The organism is Acetobacter indonesiensis (assembly GCF_000963945.1).
Taxonomy (GTDB): domain Bacteria; phylum Pseudomonadota; class Alphaproteobacteria; order Acetobacterales; family Acetobacteraceae; genus Acetobacter; species Acetobacter indonesiensis.
On the sequence record NZ_BAMW01000021.1, the window covers coordinates 1 to 21,924 of the forward strand.

18 protein-coding genes are annotated in these 21,924 nt (G+C 51.9%); 4 read left to right on the forward strand and 14 right to left on the reverse strand.

Translation table 11 applies throughout. The features are described 5' to 3' along the window. Both Abin_RS15615 and Abin_RS06850 read left to right on the forward strand, forming a co-directional pair. The coding region (locus tag Abin_RS15615; protein ID WP_048845620.1) for a hypothetical protein at positions 1-192 on the forward strand (192 nt) is incomplete at its 5' end. Between the two features lie 32 nt (positions 193-224). After that, the gene (locus Abin_RS06850) at positions 225-662 is read left to right on the forward strand and encodes an NUDIX hydrolase (protein WP_048845621.1); all 438 of its coding nucleotides are present in this window, start codon (positions 225-227) and stop codon (positions 660-662) included. A gap of 71 nt (positions 663-733) precedes the next feature. Here Abin_RS06850 and Abin_RS06855 read toward each other — a convergent pair whose 3' ends face one another. The 4 genes from Abin_RS06855 to Abin_RS06870 form a co-directional block, all read right to left on the reverse strand. After that, positions 734-1,915, reverse strand: a complete 1,182-nt coding sequence (locus Abin_RS06855) for a lipase family protein (protein ID WP_086660251.1) — start codon at positions 1,913-1,915, stop codon at positions 734-736. Between the two features lie 123 nt (positions 1,916-2,038). Further along, the gene (locus Abin_RS06860; RefSeq protein ID WP_048845623.1) at positions 2,039-4,564 is read right to left on the reverse strand and encodes an excinuclease ABC subunit UvrA; all 2,526 of its coding nucleotides are present in this window, start codon (positions 4,562-4,564) and stop codon (positions 2,039-2,041) included. A gap of 93 nt (positions 4,565-4,657) precedes the next feature. Next, positions 4,658-4,996, reverse strand: a complete 339-nt coding sequence (locus Abin_RS06865; RefSeq protein WP_048845624.1) for a hypothetical protein — start codon at positions 4,994-4,996, stop codon at positions 4,658-4,660. Further along, the gene (locus tag Abin_RS06870; protein WP_048845625.1) at positions 4,993-6,000 is read right to left on the reverse strand and encodes a glutathione S-transferase family protein; all 1,008 of its coding nucleotides are present in this window, start codon (positions 5,998-6,000) and stop codon (positions 4,993-4,995) included. The genes Abin_RS06865 and Abin_RS06870 overlap by 4 nt, the downstream gene beginning before the upstream one ends. 150 nt (positions 6,001-6,150) lie before the next feature. On the opposite strand from Abin_RS06870, the gene mobB reads away from it, so the two are divergent. After that, positions 6,151-6,675: a molybdopterin-guanine dinucleotide biosynthesis protein B gene (gene mobB, locus Abin_RS06875; protein ID WP_048845662.1), complete on the forward strand. Its 525-nt coding sequence runs from the start codon at positions 6,151-6,153 to the stop codon at positions 6,673-6,675. On the opposite strand, the gene Abin_RS06880 is transcribed toward mobB, so the two are convergent. The 5 genes from Abin_RS06880 to fdnG all read right to left on the reverse strand — a co-directional run bounded on the left by Abin_RS06880 (position 6,663) and on the right by fdnG (position 13,648). Further along, a complete protein-coding gene (locus Abin_RS06880; RefSeq protein WP_048845626.1) occupies positions 6,663-7,880 on the reverse strand; it encodes a molybdopterin molybdotransferase MoeA in 1,218 nt (405 codons plus the stop codon). The two genes, mobB and Abin_RS06880, sit on opposite strands and share 13 nt — an antisense overlap. Before the next feature lie 149 nt (positions 7,881-8,029). Then, a complete protein-coding gene (gene fdhE, locus Abin_RS06885; protein WP_048845627.1) occupies positions 8,030-8,980 on the reverse strand; it encodes a formate dehydrogenase accessory protein FdhE in 951 nt (316 codons plus the stop codon). Continuing rightward, positions 8,980-9,630 (reverse strand): formate dehydrogenase subunit gamma, encoded by a 651-nt coding sequence (locus tag Abin_RS06890; RefSeq protein WP_048845628.1) that lies wholly within the window; start codon positions 9,628-9,630, stop codon positions 8,980-8,982. Before Abin_RS06890 ends, fdhE begins: the two co-directional genes overlap by 1 nt. 2 nt (positions 9,631-9,632) lie before the next feature. After that, positions 9,633-10,589: a formate dehydrogenase subunit beta gene (gene fdxH, locus Abin_RS06895; protein WP_048845629.1), complete on the reverse strand. Its 957-nt coding sequence runs from the start codon at positions 10,587-10,589 to the stop codon at positions 9,633-9,635. An 8-nt stretch (positions 10,590-10,597) separates the two neighbouring features. Continuing rightward, positions 10,598-13,648 (reverse strand): formate dehydrogenase-N subunit alpha, encoded by a 3,051-nt coding sequence (fdnG, locus tag Abin_RS06900; RefSeq protein WP_084593515.1) that lies wholly within the window; start codon positions 13,646-13,648, stop codon positions 10,598-10,600. Between the two features lie 479 nt (positions 13,649-14,127). Between fdnG and Abin_RS06905 the strand changes: the two genes are divergently transcribed. Next, a complete protein-coding gene (locus Abin_RS06905; RefSeq protein ID WP_048845630.1) occupies positions 14,128-15,105 on the forward strand; it encodes a hypothetical protein in 978 nt (325 codons plus the stop codon). Positions 15,106-15,205: 100 nt separating this feature from the next. On the opposite strand, the gene pckA is transcribed toward Abin_RS06905, so the two are convergent. The 5 genes from pckA to Abin_RS06930 all read right to left on the reverse strand — a co-directional run bounded on the left by pckA (position 15,206) and on the right by Abin_RS06930 (position 21,902). Beyond that, positions 15,206-16,843: a phosphoenolpyruvate carboxykinase (ATP) gene (gene pckA, locus Abin_RS06910; RefSeq protein WP_414146106.1), complete on the reverse strand. Its 1,638-nt coding sequence runs from the start codon at positions 16,841-16,843 to the stop codon at positions 15,206-15,208. Between the two features lie 281 nt (positions 16,844-17,124). Further along, positions 17,125-18,048, reverse strand: a complete 924-nt coding sequence (locus Abin_RS06915; RefSeq protein WP_255319379.1) for an OprO/OprP family phosphate-selective porin — start codon at positions 18,046-18,048, stop codon at positions 17,125-17,127. A gap of 459 nt (positions 18,049-18,507) precedes the next feature. Further along, the gene (gene oxlT, locus Abin_RS06920) at positions 18,508-19,755 is read right to left on the reverse strand and encodes an oxalate/formate MFS antiporter (RefSeq protein ID WP_048845631.1); all 1,248 of its coding nucleotides are present in this window, start codon (positions 19,753-19,755) and stop codon (positions 18,508-18,510) included. Positions 19,756-19,815: 60 nt separating this feature from the next. Beyond that, on the reverse strand, positions 19,816-20,754 hold the full coding sequence (locus tag Abin_RS06925; protein WP_255319380.1) for a TIGR03915 family putative DNA repair protein: 939 nt from the start codon (positions 20,752-20,754) through the stop codon (positions 19,816-19,818). Further along, entirely contained in the window at positions 20,673-21,902 is a 1,230-nt protein-coding gene (locus Abin_RS06930) for a putative DNA modification/repair radical SAM protein (protein ID WP_048845633.1), read from the reverse strand. The genes Abin_RS06925 and Abin_RS06930 overlap by 82 nt, the downstream gene beginning before the upstream one ends. Between the last annotated feature and the right edge of the window lie 22 nt (positions 21,903-21,924).

A 21,924-nucleotide genomic window follows, 5' to 3' on the forward strand; every position in this document is an offset into this window, starting at 1 on the left:
ACAACACTGTCAACACCACCACAAAAATCACCAAAAAACCCAGAAAACAGCCGTTTATGCCTCAAAAACAATGATCTAACCGGCCATTCCTCACATTACATCTCGTTAATTTATATTTTTGTGGCTTTTGCCTTCCCTAAAGGCGAACCACTTTTATGCTGTTCAAATATGCTCAGAAATCCTTTTAAGTAGCGAAGACTGTTGCCCACATTGAGGAGGATCTCTTGCCATCACCTGACGCTGATACCGTTATCCGTATTGCAACAGCGCTTATCGTAAACCCGCAAGGTTACGTCTTGCTTGTCAGAAAAGCTGGGGCCGCGGCTTTCATGCAAGCAGGCGGAAAGATAGACACGGGAGAAACCGCAGAACAAACTCTGCGCCGCGAATTAGTTGAAGAACTTTCGCTCCCCTTACCTGACGGGTCACCTGAATATATTGGTTTTTTCCGGGCCCCAGCTGCCAATGAGCCCGGTCGTTATGTGGAAGCTGACTGCTTCTTTGTTGCGACCAACCAGCAATTCTCTCCTCAAGCCGAAATTGAGGAAGCGCTCTGGATTGATCCTTTTTCTCCGCCAACAATCACGTTGGCTCCCCTTACCCGCGACTATATCTTGCCACTGGCACGGGAACGGTTGGGAGCAGGCAAGGCTACCCGCTAGACTGGATTAATGTGAGTAACTTTCCTATCGAAGCAAACCAGGAGGAAAGCTACTCACAGAACGATCCACCTTTAGTGTGCTGAAGCCGCGCAGTTGCCTGTCACAGGCAGCCCATCCATGACTGCCTTGGTAAAGGCCGCAGAGTCAAGCAGAGATGCCAAGACGGTTTGAGAGTGGTCCAAACCTTTATAAACATGCGCTTGTACCGTTGCCCCTGCTGCACAAGCCGCCTTAACCAAAGCCTGCTGTGAGCTGGCGGCGACATCAATATCCGCAGAACCTGTGCCCACGAACAGAGGCTGCTTCAAGGCAAGCGTTGGGTACATCATTCCCTGGAATACCGGGCTGAGCGCTTTACCGAAGGTCGGTTGAAGGGTATTTTTCCGTGTCAGACCGTCTTCTTTTATCTGCGCCATCAAGGGACCAAGGCACACCTTGGATGCTGATTGGTAAGCAGGCATTGCTTTTGCTGTAAACGCTTCATCAGGCTTGAAGTCAGGATCGATATTCCCCAAAGAAGCCCCAAGAAGCAAAGCATACGCCACAACAGGGTCTTGCTGTTTGATCGCCTTCTTGGCTTTGGACGATGTATGCTCTTTTTGCGTCAAAAGCATCTTGAGTACTTCAGGCGTCATGTAAGGGATGCCAGTGGCAACTGTACCGCGAATATCAAGTGAAGGCGCATAGTCGGGAGCATAGGCAGCCGCCCCAAAAGCAGCCCCTGCCCCTTGAGATTGCCCCACCAACATAACCTTGTTCTGCAACCCCGGAACACCAGCCAGTGCTGCGCGGATAGAATCAAGCACACTATAAGCTTCCGTCCGCACGTTCAGATAAGGATGGGGTCCTTCTCCTCCCAAGCCTTGATAATCTGTCGCGACAATAGCAAAGCCGCGATTTAACCATGCTGTCAGATAGGCCTTATTCCGTTCAGTATAGGGATGAAGCGACGGAGCACAGCTATCGGCAATCCCCACTGTTCCATGGGACCAGGCAACAATCGGCCATCCCCCAGCCGGAGCCTCCCCTTTGGGGAAAATCACTTCAGCCGTCACCGGCACCAAACCAGAGCCAGTAATACCATTGGTGGACAGATAGGTGATCCGAAGCGATTTGCCAGCATCTGGCAAACTCAAACCAGCGTCGAGCGGCGCGCTGTTCACTAACTGCCCTGCTGTTTGTGCAGGCGGCGCAACGGGTTTGGTGTCAGGCGTTGCACAAGCACTTAATGACAGGCCAACTACCCCCGCCATAACGAGGGCATTGAAAGAACGTTTTTGCTTGAAAGTCTGATTTGCCATGAAATGACTTATCCTTAATTCCGTTTCGGGCAGATAAATGCGCCCTACGTCAGTCTACCTGTAATCAACCCTACCTTAGTTTACATACTGGGCAAGGAATGGTGCCGTACGACTGTCAGGATTCATAGAAACGTCATCGGGTGTGCCGCTGGCAACAATCTGGCCTCCTTCCTCGCCTGCCCCCGGCCCCATATCAATGACCCAGTCACAGGCAGCCACCAGACGCATGTTATGTTCAGCCAACACCACGCTGCTATTTTGGTTCACCAGCGCCTGTAGCTGTTTGAGCAAACGGTCAACATCAGCTGGATGAAGGCCCGTTGTCGGTTCATCCAGCACATATAAGATATGGCCCGAACGGCGTTTTTGTAATTCGGTTGCCAGTTTGACCCGCTGGGCTTCGCCCCCTGAAAGTTCTGTCGCAGGCTGCCCAAGCCGTAAATACCCTAACCCACCATCTTTCAGGGTCTGGAAGCCATGCGCCAGACTGCTTTCCTCTGCAAAGAAATCGCAGGCTTCATCGACACTCATGGCCAGAATGTCGGCTATCGTTTTGCCCCGGAATGTTACCGCAAGCACGTCAGATTTGTATCGAGACCCATGACATTCCGGGCATGGTGCGTACACGCTTGGCAGGAATAAAAGCTCGACCATAACCGAGCCAACACCCTCGCACTTCGGGCAGCGCCCTTTCGCGACATTGAACGAAAACCATCCGGCATCGAATTTGCGTTTTTTTGCTTCAGGCGTGGCCGCAAACAACTGTCTTATCTGGTCAAATAAGCCTGTATAGGTTGCCAGATTAGAGCGCGGTGTCCGACCGATGGGTTTCTGATCTATAACAACCAACCGACGCACAGCATCCAACCCGGACGCAACACAACCCTTTGGAGCGTTTTCACGCGCCAAATCAAATCCGCCTTCATTCCCTTCATTTTCCTCAACAGGCACAGACTGCCCCAGAGCACGGGAGAGAATAGAGACCAATGCCTGCTCAATCAGGCTGGATTTTCCGGAACCAGAAACACCCGTCACAGCGACCAACACACCCAGCGGAAGCGACACAGTAAGATCTTGCAGGTTATTCCACGTCACATGCGCCAAGGTAAGAAAATGTTCCGGCTTGCGCGGAGGATGAAGCCGCGGGGTGGGCTTATCAAAAAGATAGCGCCGAGTTTGAGACTCCTGAATATTCTTCAAACCCTCGGTTGCCCCACTGTAAAGCACCTGACCACCGTGCTCGCCCGCTGCGGGTCCGACATCGACCAACCATTGAGCCTGCCGAATAACATCGGGATTATGTTCAACCACCAAAAGAGAATTCCCGGCTTTCAGCAATCCGTCTAACGCCCGCAGGAGAGCCTGCGTATCGACCGGGTGCAGGCCAGAACTTGGCTCATCAAGCACATAAACAACGCCGAACAAGTTTGATCGAATTTGAGTGCCCAAACGCAGGCGTTGATATTCGCCGGGCGATAATGTCTGAACGCTTCGACTGAGTTGCAGATACCCAAGCCCCAGATCAAGCAACACAGCTATTCGGTCAATCAGTGCGCTAACAATGCCTTCGGCAGCAATTCCCACTGCTGTCTCCGCCGATAGTGACGGAAGAATTTCTGAGAGTGCCTGCGCAATATGCTTCAAAGGGTGCGCTGAAAACTCTGCTATGTTCTGGCCGCCAAAAGTCACCTTCAACGCATCCGGGTTCAGCCGTTGCCCATTGCATAACGGGCATACGGAACCGACCATAAAAGATGCGGCCCGTGCACGCATCTTGGCGCTTTGAGACTTGGTAAATGTCTGCAACACATAGCGGCGGGCACCTGTGAATGTGCCGTTATAGTCTGCCGGGTCCCCCCGCTTTATAGCTGCCAGAACCTCAGCATGAGTGCGTCCAGGATAAACCGGTTCTGTGGGCGTTTCTTCTGTATATAAAATCCAGTCCCGTGTTTTTTGAGGTAAATTCTTCCACGGCGTATCAACATCCACACCGCGCGTAATCAGAATATCCCGCAGATTTTGGCCCTGCCATGCTGTCGGCCACGCTGCTACCGCCCTTTGCCTGATGGTCAAAGTATCATCCGGCACAAGTGTTTTCTCGGTCACATCATAAATGCTGCCCAAACCATGACACCGCGGACAAGCCCCCATAGGGGTATTGGGTGAGAAAGATTCCGCCTCAAGCTGCGGCATTCCCTTAGGGTATGTCCCTGCCCGCGAATACAACATGCGCAACAGATTAGAGAGCGTCGTAACACTCCCTACAGTTGACCGACCGCTGCTTCCCCCGCGTTGCTGCTGTAACGCCACAGCAGGTGGCAGCCCTTCAATACTGGCAACGGCAGGCACTGGCATCTGGTTAAACAGTCGCCGGGCGTACGGTGAGACAGATTCAAGATACCGACGCTGTGCTTCGGCATAAATGGTGCCAAATGCCAGAGAAGATTTCCCTGACCCGGAAACCCCGGTAAAAACCACCAACTGATCGCGTGGCAAGTCTACATCGACGTTCTTCAGATTGTGTTCACGCGCACCGCGAACACAAATGAAAGACCGGGAGGATACAAGGGCATCAACAGGGGCATCAAAAGAGTTTGTCATAAGAACAGTATACCGCCCCGTAGCGGACTATGCGAAACCCGACCCTGCATCAGAGTTATGCACAGTTCGTCACGATATACGCTACTGCGCGCATCATTTACCCTGCGCAGCTTCCAAACCCATCCACTGGGGCTTACGCCGCTCGACCCAAGCCAGCGCCTTGTCGGTCAAGCGCCGCAGAAATGCGACATCTTCAGCCAGCAACATAATCCCTAATGGCAGCATCCAAAGGCCCAATACAGGCAGGATAGAGAGGCACCCTCCACAAATCAGCAAAAAACCTGCGGGAATACGCGCCCATTTTGCTTCTGGTTTTCGCATCCACCTGACTGACGGCTGTACTTTCTCTGGCAATCGCAAGATTAACAGTTCGATGCGACGCTCTCTCTCATCCTGAATTTGCAAGACTTCTGTAAAATTATGTTCTGTCATTCTGCTTTCTGTTCCTTTGTGCCCTGCAACCTTCTGGCATTTGGCCTCCCAAAATGAGGTTCTGGCCCCATCGGGACAATGCCAGTCGGGTTAATCCACGGATGACTAAGATAATAATGATTTTTGATGTGAGAAAAATTTATCGTGTCTGCCACTCCCGGCACATCATATAGTCTCCGTAAGTAGCTGCTTAGAAGCGGATAATCACACAAGCGCCGCAAGTTACATTTGAAATGCCCTACATACACCGCATCAAAACGGATCAATGTGGTGAAAAGACGCCAATCTGCTTCGGTCAGCTGCTCCCCCACAAGCCAGCGCTTGCCGCGCAAATGGTCTTCAAGCCAGTCCAGCGTGGCAAACACGCCTTGCAGGGCGTTTTCATAAGCCCTTTGGGATGTCGCAAAGCCAGCTTTATACACGCCATTATTCAAATTGCCGTAAATACGCTGATTAAAAGCATCTATCGTGCTGCGTAAAGCTATTGGATAGTAATCGCCATCCCGTGCCCCAACATCATTAAAGGCACTATTCATCATACGAATGATATCGGCGGATTCATTACTAACGATTGTCTCTTTGTGTTTGTCCCACAATACGGGCACGGTAACATTGCCTGTATATGTCGGGTCTGCTCGTTGGTAGAGCTCATAAAGGTAAGTTGCGCCGTTCACGGTATCAGGCTGCACTCCGTCAGCCGCCTCAAAACTCCACCCTTTTTCTCCCATCAACCAATGTGTGACAGATAGTCCGATATGGCTGGTAAGTCCCTTGATCTGCCTGAAAATCAAAGTGCGATGCGCCCACGGACAGGCAAGCGACACATAAAGATGATACCGTCCGGCCTCCGCCCTGAACCCTCCATCGCCTGTGGGGCCTGCACGTCCATCTGATGTTACCCAGTGACGAAATTGCGAGGGTTGACGCTTGAAGCTGCCTTCCTCCTCGCTATCCCGCACGAGCCCCTGTGTGGAGCGCCAGATGCCGTTTTGCAAATACCCCATTTTCGGCAACCTTTGTTTCTTGCGTTCCTACCTCTCTAACGCCCCAAGCTGCCAAGCTTTCCCTGCGGATTATTCTTTCAGCTTCCGTATTCGGGCTACGCCCCTGTCATGATATGAAAAAATCATGTTCAATCATGTTTGGAGCTAATGATGCCGTCCGCCTCTCAACAAGCCGTTATAGGGCTGGTCGGCCGCAGTGGGTCAGGCAAAACGCATTTAATGGCACGCCTGCTTCCTCTGCTCAAAGCACGAGGTCTGAGGGTCTCAACTATAAAACATACGCATCATCACATAGACATTGATAAACCCGGCAAGGATTCCTTCATCCACCGTCAAGCAGGTGCATCAGAGGTCATGCTAGCGACGCCAGAACGGTGGGTTCTACAGCACAGCCCCCCGGAGACACCCCCTACCCTGCCCGATCTTTTACGACGTATGAGCCGCGTTGATCTGGTTGTTGTTGAAGGGTTTCATGCTGACGTCCCTGCGACGATTGAGGTCTTCCGACCGGAAGTGGGCAAGGATGCCCTTTTTCACACGCAAACCAACATTATTGCCGTCGCGACAACAACACCTGCTATGATTGCAGCCAGTCTTATGACGCTCAATCTAGATGACACATCTGCCATTGCAGAGTTTGCTCTCCGGCATGCCTACGTTTTTCATCTGGATTGAAGTGGCAAAACCCAGCAGACCTGCCCAGAAACAACTGGCTTTTCTGCATCAACGCGAAGAAGTGCGGTTGCTTGTGTAAAGACCCGAATGTCAGAAGCGCCAACCGATGAAACGTGCGATATCTGCCATCCGTTCTGGCTGGGCAGACACCTGACGGGCACAAAGTGGGTGGTGTCACATACCGGGTTAAAATCGAAATCAACAACCCCAGGCTGCAAAGTCATGCCGTTGCTCTTACCCATAGCAGCACGAAGATATGGTAACAGAAAAGCCAAGGCACATATAGCGGATGCCCCCGGGTTGCCCGGAAGACAAAAGGCGAGTTTTCCGGCACGTTGCATGACTGAAAGCGGTTTACCCGGACGAATTTTCACACCCCGAAAAACTGTTTCCGCGCCAATATTTTTCAGGGCGTCGAGAACATTGTCTGTATTGCCAACGGAGATACCGCCCGTTGTCACAATAACATCCGCAGCGTTCCACGCCTTAGAAAGAGCCTTCTCTAGTTCTTCTGCATCATCTGAATAAACTTGATAGGTTTGGCTCTCAGCACCAACAGAAGCCACCATTGCCGCAAGCATGGGCGTGTTTGAATCTGTCCGGCTATCTGCGGCGTCTGGTGCCAATTCGGCTCCGTTAGCAATAATTGCGACATTTATCGGCTTCATGACGTGACCATGCGTCATTCCTTGCGACGCCATGAGCGCAATATGTCGCCAATCCAGAACCTGACCGCGCTGCACCAACACCGTGCCTTGCGTAAATTCTTCACCCGCCTTGCGAATATTAGCACCCTGCGCTGCCAAAGTCTGGAGGGGTTTAACAAGACCTGTATGCTCATCATACTGCATACGTTCACCCGCCATCACGCAATCTGCGCCAGAGGGAATGCGTGATCCGGTTAGGATAGCTAAGGCTGCACCAGATGGTATGGGAGCAGGCATGTCCCCGGCGACGCTTTGGCCTACAACAGGCAATCCTGCAGATGCCGAAGCCATTGCCGCGTGTGAAAAAGCATAGCCGTCCATCGCTGAGATATCGGCAACAGGCCGAGGCTCCTTGGCAAGAATATCTTGCGCAGCAATACGGCCTGACAGTTGGGATAGTGGCAGAACGTCATGGTGCTCTCGTTCTGGAGCGACACAGGCTAAAATCAGTTGCAAGGCTGTGGCATAATCAACCATGCCCGTGAACATGTTTCGCATAGCTACCTGTGTATTCTTCTTTATGGAATGATCATTCACCAGCCCTTGATAGAGTATCAAAAGCAAAAATAAGGGCTGGTGGAAATCAATAAAGCGTACCCTGTTCTATATCGGGCCTTAGATGTTCGTGAGACTTTTCGCCAACGCACTTAACGTGAAGGAAAAGAGAAAGGATTAAGCGCCGCGCGGATGAAGCCCTGTTCTTCTAAAGCGGCATCCAGTCCTAGTGACGCGAGATCATCGGCCACAACTTCCAAGTCAGGATCACGGTCCTGGCGAAACAGTTTTATATAGCCGTGACAGTCCCCACAGGTTTCAACCTGAATGGGGGCATCGGTCGTGTCAAAAGACCAGTAATCGACATGCTCGGTACCGCCACACATAGTGCAGGCCGCACGGACTTTATGCCACCGTGTTTCACACAAGCTACACTGCAAATAGCGCAAGCCCTCACGGTCACCCGTCAGCACCAACCCACCAGAAGCAGGTGCACCGCAGCACGGACAAGAGGCACCGTGGCTGACAGGAGCTTCCTCCCCTGCCCCATGTGGCTGCGCCAAAGCAACAGCCTGTGACCAGAAAACAGACAACCCGGCCCATAGAAAAACTGAGGCACCGGCTTCTACGTCTTCATATGTTCCATTCAGAAGTGCGGAGGCTTTTGCCGCAAGAGTGGCCTTATCACTTTGGGTCAGATCATGTAGGCTGGCCGCAATCTGCTGTGGCATCTGCGGGCTAAGGATGCGTACAAAGGCTTTGAACGCATCCTGCCAGTAAACAGAACTTTCCAGCAATGAGACTGAAGGTTTTTCTGCGGCAGATAACCCGTCACCCAACAAAGCACTGATCGGCATCGCCTGTTCAGCACTCAAGGGTGTTTCTTCTACAAAGCGGGCCTGCTCTTCAACTAAACGCGCAGCAAAACCCAGATAGCTTGATGAAACCTCATCTGAGCCACCGTCTGCACTATCCAGCACACGCAGGCGTTCGGCCCGCCTGCGATAAAGGACGTGAAGACGAGGCTGGAGAAGTTGCTCAATAGCCTGAACACCGGGAACAGTCTTATCAAGCGGCGGTATATCAGAAAAGTTATTGCGCATTAGTGGTGTTTGACTGGCGCATCAGAGGACGGATTGACTTCTTCATCATACCATCTGTCGTGGTGCTGTTTGGCCCAGGCGCGTGAGACATAACCGGTCAACATGCCAGTGATAGACCCGCGTACCCAGATACCCATATAGATATGCCCAATCACCAGCAGAATAAGCCCTAGACCGGCACAGGCATGCGCCAGCAAGGCAAGCCGAATAACCGGAATGGGGAAATAAGCGGCAAAATAGGCCCGCCACGCAACAATCCCCGTAAAGAACAATACCGAGATCAAGGACATAATACCCCAGAACAGCAGCTTCTGGCCGGCGTTGTATTTCCCGATTCGGAGCTTCTGCCCATGCTTGTTCATCAGAACATCGAGCACATGCCGAAACCAGATACCGTCTGTGCGCACCAGAAGGTTATGATGCACAAAACGGAAGAACATCACCACCAATAGAAGGAAAACGACTGTACCAAGGAAAGGGTGCAGAATGCGTGCTGTCTGCGGTGTTCCCAGAACGCTCCCCATCCAGTTCAGGCTGGGGAAAAACCAGGAAAGGCCGGACATGGCTACCAGAAAGAAGCAAGCTACCATTGTCCAGTGACACATACGGTCAAAGAACTTGGTGCGTAGAATCGAATTTTTGGTGTCCATAATTATTCCCTCCCTTCCGGACGGCTATCCGCAGGGTGCTGTGGAGCAGACGCGTCTGCATCCGCCAGTTCTTTGGGGGGCTCTGCCGGGTGCTCATCTTCGTCAGTCGTGTTCGGACCAACACCCACATAATGGGCGAAAGAGGCTGCGAGCGTTGCAATAAAGCCCAATGCCCCCACGGGTTTAAGCCACTCTTTCCACCCGCGCACAACCGGACTGATATAAGGGTCTTTCGGCAAACGGTGATAAATCTGCGGTGTGTCAGCGTGGGTCAGCACATACATGACGTGCGTACCGCCAACGCCTTCCGGGTCATAAAGACCTGCGCCGTCATGGCCACGGCTTTTCAGTTCTTCAACGCGATTGGCCGCAAGCTGCTTCATATCCGCCTTGGAACCGAAGGCGATTGCACCTGTCGGGCAGGTTTTGACGCAAGCAGGCTCCTGCCCAACGGCCACACGGTCCGCACACAGGGTGCATTTATAGGCTTTGTTATCTTTCTTGCTGATACGCGGCACATCAAACGGGCAGCCGGCAACGCAGTAACCACACCCGATGCACTGATCAGACTGGAAATCAACAATGCCGTTGGCAAACTGTACAATTGCGCCGGGGCTTGGGCAGGCTTTCAGGCATCCGGGGTCTGCACAATGCATGCAGCCTTCTTTGCGTAAAAGCCATTCCAGCTTGCCGCTTTCGTCTTCATATTCGTCAAACCGAATGACGGTCCACGTTTCAGGCGTCAGGTCGGCAGGGTTGTCATACACCCCGACGTTATGCCCTACTTCGTCACGTAGGTCGTTCCATTCAGAACAGGCGACCTGACACCCCTTGCACCCAGTGCAAAGGGAGACGTCAATCAGCTTCGCAACTTCTTCCTGATGGCTGCGGGCCTGTGGCGCGGGCGTCATGCCATTGGTGGCAGAGCGCTTGATGATATCCTGTGACTGCATGCTCATCGCGCACCTCAGACTTTTTCTACGTTAACAAGGAAGGCTTTGAACTCTGGTGTCTGGGAGTTCGCATCCCCGACAGCAGGGCTAAGAGTATTGGCCAGATAGCCCTTACGGGTTGCCCCCCTAAACCCCCAGTGGCACGGAATGCCGATCTGATCGAGATCACGCCCCATGACGTTCAGGGTCTTGATACGCTTGGTGACCACAGCCTTGGCTTCAATGTAACCACGGGCAGAAGAGACCTTCACCATATCCCCTGCGGAAATATGAAGCTTTTCTGCCAGTTTTTCACCAATTTCCACAAACTGTTCAGGCTGGATAATTGCATTCAGGCGTGAATGCTTGGTCCAGTGACGGAAAAGCTCGGTAATGGAATAGGTTGTCGCCACGTACGGGAAATTTTTGGGGGATCCCATCCGTGCCCGATCATCCTTCAGCACGCGTGCCGTCGGGTTATAAGACACAGCTGGATGCAACGGATTATTCTCAAGCGGAGATTCCGTTGGTTCATACTGCTCAGGGAACGGACCATCCGTCATGCCACCGCAGGCAAACAGACGCCCTACCCCATCCGGCTGCATGATGAACGGGCTGACGCCGCTTCCCGGTGGCGATGTGACGGGATAATCCGGCACGTCAGCGCCCTTCCAGCGCTCACCTGTCCACTCCAGAATCTGGCGTTTCGGGTCCCAAGGATGACCAGCCGGATCAAGTGACGCACGGTTATAAAGAATACGGCGGTTAGCAGGCCATGCCCACGCCCAGCCTGGCGTGCAGCCCAAGCCGGTATCCGTATTATCGCGACGCGCCATCTGGTTGCCGGCTTCTGTCCAGGAACCAGCAAAAATCCATGTGAAACTCGACGTTGTGCCGTCATCTTTCATGACGGAGAAATCAGGCAGCAACTGGCCTTTTTTCACTATGACTTTGCCCTGATCATCCACCAGGTCAGCCAGTGCATAGCCGTTTGATTCCTTGGCGACTTCTTCCGGCGTTGGGTCTTCAGGGTCTCGGTAGTTCCACTGCATATTCAGCACTGGTTCTGGGCATACCCCGCCTTCTTTGCGATAAAGATCGCGGATTTTAGTGAAGATGGTGCCAAGAATTTTCCCGTCCTGCCATGCTTCGCCCGGCGGTTCCGCGCCAGCAAAATGCCACTGCAACCAACGACCTGAATTGACGATGGAACCGTTTTCTTCAGCAAAGCAGGAAGACGGTAGACGGAAGACTTCGGTCTGAATGTCTTCTGTCTTCACATCGTTATAGACACCCTCGTTCTGCCAGAAGGACCCTGTTTCCGTAGCCAAAGGATCAATCACGACAAGGAACTTCAGTTTTGCCAGTGCCTGTGCCGTCTTGTTTTTATCTGGCATGGCGGCAAGCGGGTTAAAGCCCTGCGCAATATAGCCGTTCACTTTGCCCTGATACATCAGGTCAATATAGGCCAGCATGTCGTAACTGCGGTCCCATTTGGGCAACCAGTCATAGCCCCAGCTATTTTCAGCCGTGGCGTGCTCACCCCACAGGGTTTTCATCAGGCTGACAAAAAACTTTGGCGTGTGATGCCAATAGTTGACCTGTCCCGGCACATCCGTGGCTGGTGTGGTTTCTTTCAGGTAAGTTGCAATGTCAGGCTGCTTTTCAGACGGCAGGTTCATATAACCCGGCAACCGCAAAGAAAGCAGACCAAGGTCGGTATAGCCCTGAATGTTGGAATGCCCACGCAGGGCGTTCATACCACCTCCCGGCATACCAATATTGCCCAGCAGAAGCTGAACCATGGCCGCAGACCGAATAACCTGAGACCCACTGGTATGGTGTGTCCATCCCAGCGCAAACAGGAACGTCGATGTCAGGTCAGGCGCACTGGTGCGTGCCAGTTCTTCGCAGACATGCAGGAAGTCTTTTACTGGCGTGCCGCAAAGCTTCGTCACCATTTCTGGCGTGTAACGCTCAACGTGCTTACGCAACAGGTTCAGAACACAACGTGGGTTCTGAAGTGTGGGGTCCTGCTTGGCAAAGCCCTTTTCATCACGCTCATACGTCCACGAGCTTTTGTCATAAGCACGTTTCTCTGCGTCGTAGCCGCTGAAAAGCCCGTCATTAAATTCATAGTCTTCGCGAACAATCAGGGCTGCGTTGGTATAGGCCTTAACATACTCATGCTGAATTTTGTCGTGCGTCAGCAGGTAGTTGACAACGCCCAGCATAAACGCCGCATCCGCACCCGCCCGGATGGGGGTATAAAAATCGGCAACGGCCGCGCTTCGGTTAAAGCGTGGGTCAACCACCATGACCTTCGCGCCGTTGCGGATCTTGGCTTCCATAACCCACTTGAAACCCACAGGGTGTGCTTCAGCCGGGTTGCCGCCCATAATCAGGACGACGTTCGCATTCTTGATATCGACCCAGTTGTTGGTCATCGCCCCACGCCCGAAGGTGGGAGCCAAGGCAGAAACTGTCGGTGCGTGGCAGACGCGCGCCTGACAATCCAGCCCCAGCATCCCCAGCGCACGGGCAAACTTGAAATCAAGCACACCTGTTTCATTGCTGGCGGCTGATGACGCCAACATACCAGAACTTAGCCACCGGTTAACGGTCTGACCTTTTTCATTCCGTTCGATAAAATTTTTGTCGCGGTCTTCTTTCAGCAGGCTAGCAATGCGGTCAGTTGCTTCTTCCCAACTGATACGCTTCCATTCTTTCGACCCTGGGGCACGATATTCAGGGTATTTCAGGCGGCCTTCACTGTGAATGAAATCGACCAGCCCTGCTCCTTTGGGGCACAGGGAGCCACGGCTTACGGGATGGTCAGGATCACCTTCAATATGGAAGATGTTGGGTTTGGCATTCTTTGCACCGTCACCCAGACTGTACATTAGAATCCCACACCCGACCGAACAGTAAGTGCAGTTGTTGCGTGTCTCTTTTGCGCGCAGCAATTTGTACTGCCGGGAATCACCAGCGTAAGCCTTTGGCGGCGCAAACCCCAAAGCTACTGCACTGGCCCCCGCAGCACAGGTGCCGCAGGCTTGTAGAAATTGCCGTCTTCCCAGAGTCATTATAGTCGTGCCTTTTTTACCGCAACTAACTGCATAACCTCTATTTAAGTTCTCTTGTGCAACATGAAATTGATGCAGATCATTGACAAAACGGTGTGATTATATCCATAAATATACGGACATACTTTCACGAAATTAATAATTATATTTATAATACATTGATTTTATTGAATTATTTTCACAAACCCTGAATGGCATCTTTGCTTTATATATCAACTTCTTCGATAATTTTCCTTGGCTGCCATCGCTCACAAGCATGGCATTTCCACCCCTTTTTTCACTTCAAACGCACTCATTGGTAATTTTTTAATTGCAATTAAGAGTTGTTCTCATTAAATGCAGTTTCAGGAGCACCTGTCGGCGGTATCCCGTCCGTCTTCCCCAATCCTGACAGTGTGCTCCACCCATAGCTGACGCCTTTAACCGCAACCAACGAAGTCAGCTTTTTTGACCCCCAGCCATGGGCAGAGAATATCACGATGACTGACGCTACCGTTTACGACACTCACTGGCATCTGGCGCACTCACAACCGTCTGTTCTTCTAGATTATTTTAACCCGACCCGCGGCTTTATCCCTCAGATCAATATTCTTTTCAGCCGCTTCAAAGCCATTCAAACGCTCTGTGATGCTGGACAGGCAGACGAACCCCTTACCCGCCTGAGAAATGAGCTTGCCTTTCATCTGGTCAAGATGTCGCGCTGGTGGGGGTTTGATTTCTGCCCGCGTGGCCTGACCGGCGTGAAAAATCCGTTATTTCTGACCTATGTGAAAGCTCACATCAGCCGGTCAATTGATGACGAATGTTTTTTTGATCTTTTTACCATGCAGCGACAGATGCACGGTGGGGATTCAGGCCATATTTTGGTGCTCGGTCGGGATCAATTCAGCACTTCAGCACGCACCATTCTCTATGGTGTCGATGGCTGTAAAAGCTTCCGCTTTGCCAACCAGCAGAAAAATACCGAGCCGGAGTGGCACCGTTATAGCTATCCTGATTTTGCAAGCGCATGGTTGGCCGCATGGTCAACGCACTGCTCGGGTGAAAATGTCTGCAAAAATCTGCGCGAACATCTGGCCGCAGAACGCGAACATGCTTGCGCGCGCAGCTGGCACCAACGCTATTTCCATCATCTGGACGCACGTCGCGCCATCAAACAGTATGCCGAGGCCCAAACCCAACTTGAAATCTGCCAATCCCCTTTTGGGAAGGCTGAATTCGAAACCATTGTAAACAGTCTGGCCTTCGACATTGTCAAAGCGGCGTTTGATCGCTCCATCACTATTGCGGATTTGATGGAAGAATCTGGCACGTCAGACGGTACGCTTCGCACCGCCAATACCATCAAATACAGAGCCCGAACCCACGTTGCGACCAACGTGGACCCTTGCCATAAACCAGATATGGACACGCTTCTGGACCGGACGCTGTCCTACATTCCACGTCGCTGTGCCTGATAGTCAAAAAGGCATCTTATTGCTTCACTGACCACCTGCCACCAAACTGGTTGTTGTTCTCTTTGCCACGCAAAAAAGCATGGCAAAGAGAATTGTCGCTTTAAGAAACGGCTGCGCCAATTCCCGCTTTTAGCAGTTCCGGGCTCAGGCCGCCTGAAAAGCCTTCAGCGTTCTGTTTGAACAGATCAACCAGCTTGTTGGCTTGCTGTGCATAGGCAGCCTTGTCGGCCCAAGCATGTTCCGGGTTGAGAATATCGGCTGGCACACCAGCAACCTGCTTTGGAATATGCAGCCCAAAATACGGCTCGACTTCACATTCAGCATCATTCAGACGGTCTTCCAGCACAGCAGCCAGAATGGCCCGTGTATGAGCCAGAGACATACGCTTGCCTGTTCCATAAGCTCCGCCAGTCCAGCCTGTATTTACCAGCCAGCAGGAAACGTTGCCCTTTGCAAGGCGGTCACGCAGAAGTTGCCCATACACAGCAGGCGAACGCGGCAGGAAAGGTGCGCCGAAACACGCGGAGAATGTTGCTTCAGGCTCATTCCCCAAGCCTTTTTCCGTCCCCGCAATCCGCGCTGTATAACCAGACAGGAAATGATACATGGCCTGATCCGGTGTTAGCTTGGAAACAGGTGGCAGAACACCAAAAGCATCGGCCGTCAGCATCAACACATGGCGGGGCTTGCCGCCCTGCCCGCTGGCAACCGCATTCGGAATGAAGTCAGTCGGATAGCATGAACGTGTATTTTCGGTGCGTGATGAATCATCCAGATCAAGCTTACCACGCGGTCCGACTGTTACGTTTTCAAGCACAACACCAAACCGATGCGACGCATTCCAGATGTCCGGCTCAGCTTCCTGATTCAGACGGATAACTTTGGCGTAGCAACCGCCTTCAAAGTTGAAGACGCCCTCATCTGACCATCCATGCTCGTCATCGCCAATCAAAGGGCGATTACGATCAGACGACAATGTTGTTTTCCCTGTGCCTGACAGACCAAAGAACAAAGCGCTTTCGCCCTTCGCATCAATGTTGGCAGAGCAATGCATAGGCAGCACGCCCTTGGGCGGCAGCAACCAGTTCATGACCGTGAAAATAGATTTCTTGATTTCACCCGCATACTGGGTGCCTGCAATGACAATCAGCTTCTGCTCAAAGGACAGGACGACAGCCGTAGAGGACCGCAGATTATAACTTTCGGCATCAAGCGCCAGATCAGGAGCATGCAGAATAACATAGTCAGGCACGAAATCAGCCAGATCTTCAACCGGCGGCCGAATGAACATGTTCCGTGCAAACTGGGCATGCCATGCGTTGGTTGTGACAACCCGAACCCGAATACGATGCGCCGGATCAGCCCCTGCATACAAATCTTGCGTGAAAAGCTCCTGCCCAGCCAGATAGCCACGAACCGTGTCAGTCAGACGCGTAAAGTGGTCAGGTGCCATTTTCTGGTTGATAGCGCTCCACCAGACCTGATCGCGAGTAGCGGGTTCATCGACAATAAATTTATCTTTGGCAGAACGGCCTGTGTGCTCACCTGTATAGACAGCCAGCGCCCCATCTTCTGACAATACGCCTTCCTGACGCTCCAACGCCTCGGCCACCAGTTCAGACGCTGAAAGATTGGCATGCACGGCATACAGCGGCTTTACCCCTGTTTTGTCCAATGCCTTGTGGGAATCTTCTCCCATTACGCTTTCAAATACCTTAGCCATAAGATGCTCTTGCATGATTTTTTCATCTTCCTTTTTTTCATGCGTTTGCTGTCAGTCATCCGCTACGAAATGCTCTGCTAGTATGCAAAACCAGTCCCGAACAAAAGCATCAGACCTTACCGTGCAATAACAAGGCAGCTACTATCCCTCACTGTAGGCAATTTTCAAAGCCTAAATCCTCATGGGTTCTTGAGACCCTTCTATGCTCGAATTTTGCCTTTTAGATGACACCCTGTCCTAGCCTTTGTTTCCTCACATGATAAACAGAACGATTTATTTTATATCACCCAACAAAGTTAGAATTTTATTTGCATCATAGATAAAACAGCTTGAAATCTTTCTGTATTATTGACTTCCTGTATTTTTCCATTTTCGTATTGCAATGTAACACGCAGAATATCGACCGGCCACCAGGTCAAGGCTGCGGACCACGCTTGTTGCCTTCCCCCATTAACAGCACCTGATCTCAAATCCGCTTCAGAAAACCGTGCAGCAGCTTCAACCACACCGGCTCCATCGCACAAAAAAGTTCTATTTTTTTGACAAGTAGGGGAAGAAAAGGCCGCTGTACGAGATTTCCACTTTCTGGGCGTGCCAAGCAAAGTATAACTGGCCTGTGCATACCACCCTGAGAAGTGCAAATGCTGCACTCCGGTTTCAATACGCTTATTGGCTTCAATTTCGTAGGCTTCTCCCGCCAAAAGCAGTTTCTTCCACGCGACAGCAGCCTCAAGACCAAAAGCCCCAGCGTCTTTCAGCGGTATCTTGCCTGTATTGAGAAACTTACCCGTCAGCCCAACATTCAGTTCGGGAAAGTCAGAAAAATCAACAGCAGGTGCCTGACCGGGACTCTGGGCTGCTTTAAAGACCCACTCCCCTGAAAATCCCACATGAACCAACAGGTCATGAGTGCTGACTGGCACCCCAACCAATCGAAACACCATTGCACGTTGGTTACCATCATGATCAGGCCCAGCAGTACCGGCGGTCCCTGCAATCGCAATATGATAGTGTTTCCCATGCGCTTCTATCTGGACTGCCTGACGGGCAATGCCGGCTGCCAGATTTCGCGTAATTGTAGAAATACTGGAGCGCTCGATAAAAACTGTGTCGCCCTGCGCCTGCATGGATTCCAAACCGAAACTGGGTTTGAAAATACCGGCCGTCAGCACAAAATGCTTAATCCCAGTATAGCTTACCTGTCCTTCAAACAGACGCATCGGCCCTTTGGGAACCGGGCCGAAATCCCAGATCGCACCGATTTCAAACTGCTTATGAATTGTTATGCGCGCGCCGTTACGCAGCCGAGCAGCTCTTACCCCTACACCGTCCACCGGCACCGTGCTTTGGGGGAAACCTCCGATATCCAACTGATCCGTCGCGTAGGGTTTTATAACCACGTCCCCTAGAACAATGGTTGGAACCGTACTCCCCACAGCCTGACACGCAGAAAAAAAAGACACTCCAGCAAACAGGACGCCTGACCAGTAGCGCCCCAGTACCCTCTTTCTCTTCTGACAAACAATAAACGACATATTCTCTGCTGCTAACCGTGGCCAACCACCGCTTGTTTAACGATGAAAACACTGAACCCCAATCAATGCATCCATGTTCATATCCACGCCCTGCTACGCTTCAATATCAGAGCGCGGGACAGTCTGCTATTTTGATAACCTGCGTCAAACCGACTGTGCTCGCTGAAGAAAATTCTGCCGCATGGGGCGCAAAACTGCCATTGCCAACACAGCCGTCAGAATATCTCCACCAATCGCGCAGGCAAATACCCCGTACCAACTTCCCGTTGCCTGATGCATCCATGCCGCCAACGGACCACCAACAATGGCCCCTACTCCTTGGGCAATATAGAGGCACCCATAGTTCCGTGAGGCATCCTTGGTACCAAAGGTGTCGGTCAATGTTGCGGGGAACAGGGAAAAAATCTCCCCCCACCCTAGAAAGACAACGCCTGACAAAAGGACAAAAGCAACAGGATGATGCGCCAAGGCCAACCAGCAAACCAATGCAATGGCTTCCAGACTGAACGCAAACGCCATGGTTTGCTCCCTTCCCCATCTGTCAGACACCCATCCGAACAAGGGGCGCGTCAAACCGTTTGCAATCCGATCCAACGTCATGGCAAGTGGCACGGCGGCCATACCAAACAGGCTTAATTTTGCGACACCGAAGTCTGTCGCAATCTGAACCAACTGCGATGTAACCATTAACCCGGACGTGGCCATAGTCGCCATCATGAAAAACATGACCCAGAAAAGGCGCGTTTTCAAAACTTGTGGCGTCATGTAGCCAAACTGGCCATTCGCAACAGGTGTCGTGCTGTCTTTATTCGGCACGCGCAGAAAAGCCGCTGCCAGTAAGCCAACAGCCGCCATAATCACACCAAACAGAGAAAACGTAGGCCGCCACCCATACACAGCAAGGACTTGCGCTATGGGAAAAGTGGTCAGCATGGCCCCCATACCATAACCCGCCGCAGCAGCGCCTGCGGCCATCCCCCGATTGTGCGGGAACCACTGCATAAGCAACGTCACAACGCCCACATACACAATGCCTGTGCCGACCCCGCCCAGCCCCCCATATGTCAGATACAGCATGGGCAATGACGTAACCTGTGCCGCCGCAACCCAGCTTAAACCGGTTATGACAATTCCCACCATAATCAGCTTTCGGGGGTGGATATGCTGCGCGATCCATCCCTGCACAGGAGAGAAAACTGTTTGTAAAATAATCAGTAAGGAAAAAGTCACCTGAAGAGCCGCAGCGCTAACCTTGAATTCTTCTTTCAATAAAGGCGTAAAGAGAGTCCAGACATATTGGGGCGATGAAATGGCCGCCATACACAGCAGACAGGCACACATCTGCTGCCATTTTGTGCCGCCGTCCTGTTTTGTGGTGGAGTATGGAAGCATCAAACTTCATCCTTACGCATGCCTGAATGCATAAGGTGGCTGCCTCATTCAAGCATGTCACTACGGAATCGATTTGATTTTATTTTTATAACGGTCTTGTAATTTTTTATGAAAAAGAGGCGGCTCTTGAGGTTGCTGGGCCGCCATCGCTTCTACGCGTGCTCCCGCCTGCGCCAGCATCTGCGGGATAAGCTGTGTTTCAGGAAGATTTTTCCAGTATTTTCGCGGCATTTCAGACCGCATTGCTTTGGTTTTGATACGTGCCGGATTAAAGATGGACACATAATATGTCTGCCACAGCAAATCGACATCATCAGTGACATCAGGTTTGTCGCAGGGGTTTCTGCTGATGGCACATTGCTGCCCATTCCATGCAATCGAACCCTTAGGTGTCAGAATAACCCAGTCCATATCGGTAAAACGCCGCGTGAAAAAAGGGGCAACGGTCTGTAAAATATAATGGTCTGGTTCAAACCACGCCAAAAACTGACGCCTCCCTCCGCTCCCCTCACCTTGTTCACGAAACCGCAAAAACGCTTCCATTTTATGGGCATCCCGGCGCACCTGATGCATCATGCGGAGGGCTCGGGCGATGTCAGGGTCAACCGGAATAGAAGCCAAAGCCGGTTCAGCCTGCGCGCGCCATAAAATACGATAGGCAAGATCAAACCGTCCCTGATCGGAATGGCGCAAAACGGACTTCAATAGCGCCAAACAGGTATTCCGTAGCACCGGCTGCGCCGCGTCTTCTTTGGGTTCAGGCCCTTTCAAGGGGGCATCAAACAGACTCACTTCAGCCTTTGTACTGCGCCACTCAATATTTTCGGGAGCCAACCCAGCCAGAAAACATTGACGCGCAAGAACCCGCCATTCCTGAAAATTGGTGTTGTCCGGTAATGTAAAACCGTAAACCATCCCTAGAACAGTGTAAGTTGCTGCGGCTGAGGCAGGAAAAGCTGCCGAATATTCTGCTGGTCTGCCAATTGAACAGGTGACCATCCAACAGCATGCAGAAACGGTTTTACCTTCCGTAAGGAGACATTCAGTTTTGCCAGATCTTCCAACCGCAAACGCCTATGCCGACGGGCCGTTACAATGGCATTGACGGACCGCACACCCAGCCCCGGCACACGTAAGAGCATTTCCCGGCTGGCACGGTTCAGATCAACAGGAAACTGCTCTCTGTTTGCCAAAGCCCAAGCCAGTTTAGGGTCTAGGGCAAGGTCAAGCATGCCATCGGGGCTGGCTGCGGTAATTTCAGAAAACTGAAACCCATAGAAGCGGAATAACCAATCAGCCTGATATAAACGGTGCTCCCGTAGCAGAGGGGGGGCTTTGACTGGCAAAATAGCCGATGCATCAGGGATAGGACTGAACGCGGAATAATAGACCCGGCGCAGGCGGTATCCAGTGTAAAGAGAAGAACTGCTTGATAAAATGTCCCGATCTGTTGCGGTATCGGCCCCTACAATCATTTGCGTGCTTTGACCGCCCGGAGCAAAGCGAGGAGCAGCCCGACCAGCCAATGTGCGGTCTTTGCCGGCGTCAATACGAGTACGCATCTCACCCATGGCATGACGGATTTCTGATGCCTGTTTTTGCGGGGCATAGTCTGCAAGCCCACGTTCCGTTGGCATCTCCACATTGATAGACAACCGGTCTGCATACAGCCCGGCTTCTGCCAGAAGCCCCGGCGATGCATTGGGGATGGTCTTCAGGTGAATATACCCACGGAAATTATGCACTTCACGCAGTTCTCGGGCCACACGCACCATTTGGGCCATAGTATCATCGGACGAGCGGATGATGCCCGATGACAGGAACAAGCCTTCAATATAATTGCGCCGATAAAATTCTAACGTCAGCCAGATGACTTCATCTGCCGTAAAGCGTGCTCTCTGCACATTGGATGAAGACCGGTTGATGCAATAAGCGCAATCATAAATACAAAAATTGGTCAGCAGAATTTTCAGGAGGGAAATGCAGCGCCCATCGGGCGTGTAAGCATGGCAAATGCCATTGCCGGTAGAGCCCAGGCCTTTTGTGGCCGCAGAATCCCGCTTACCCGCCCCGCTTGATGAGCATGAGGCATCGTATTTTGCGGCATCTGATAAAATGGCCAACCGGTCTGAAAGGCTGCTCTTCATAGTTGTTCATGTTATGTTCTCT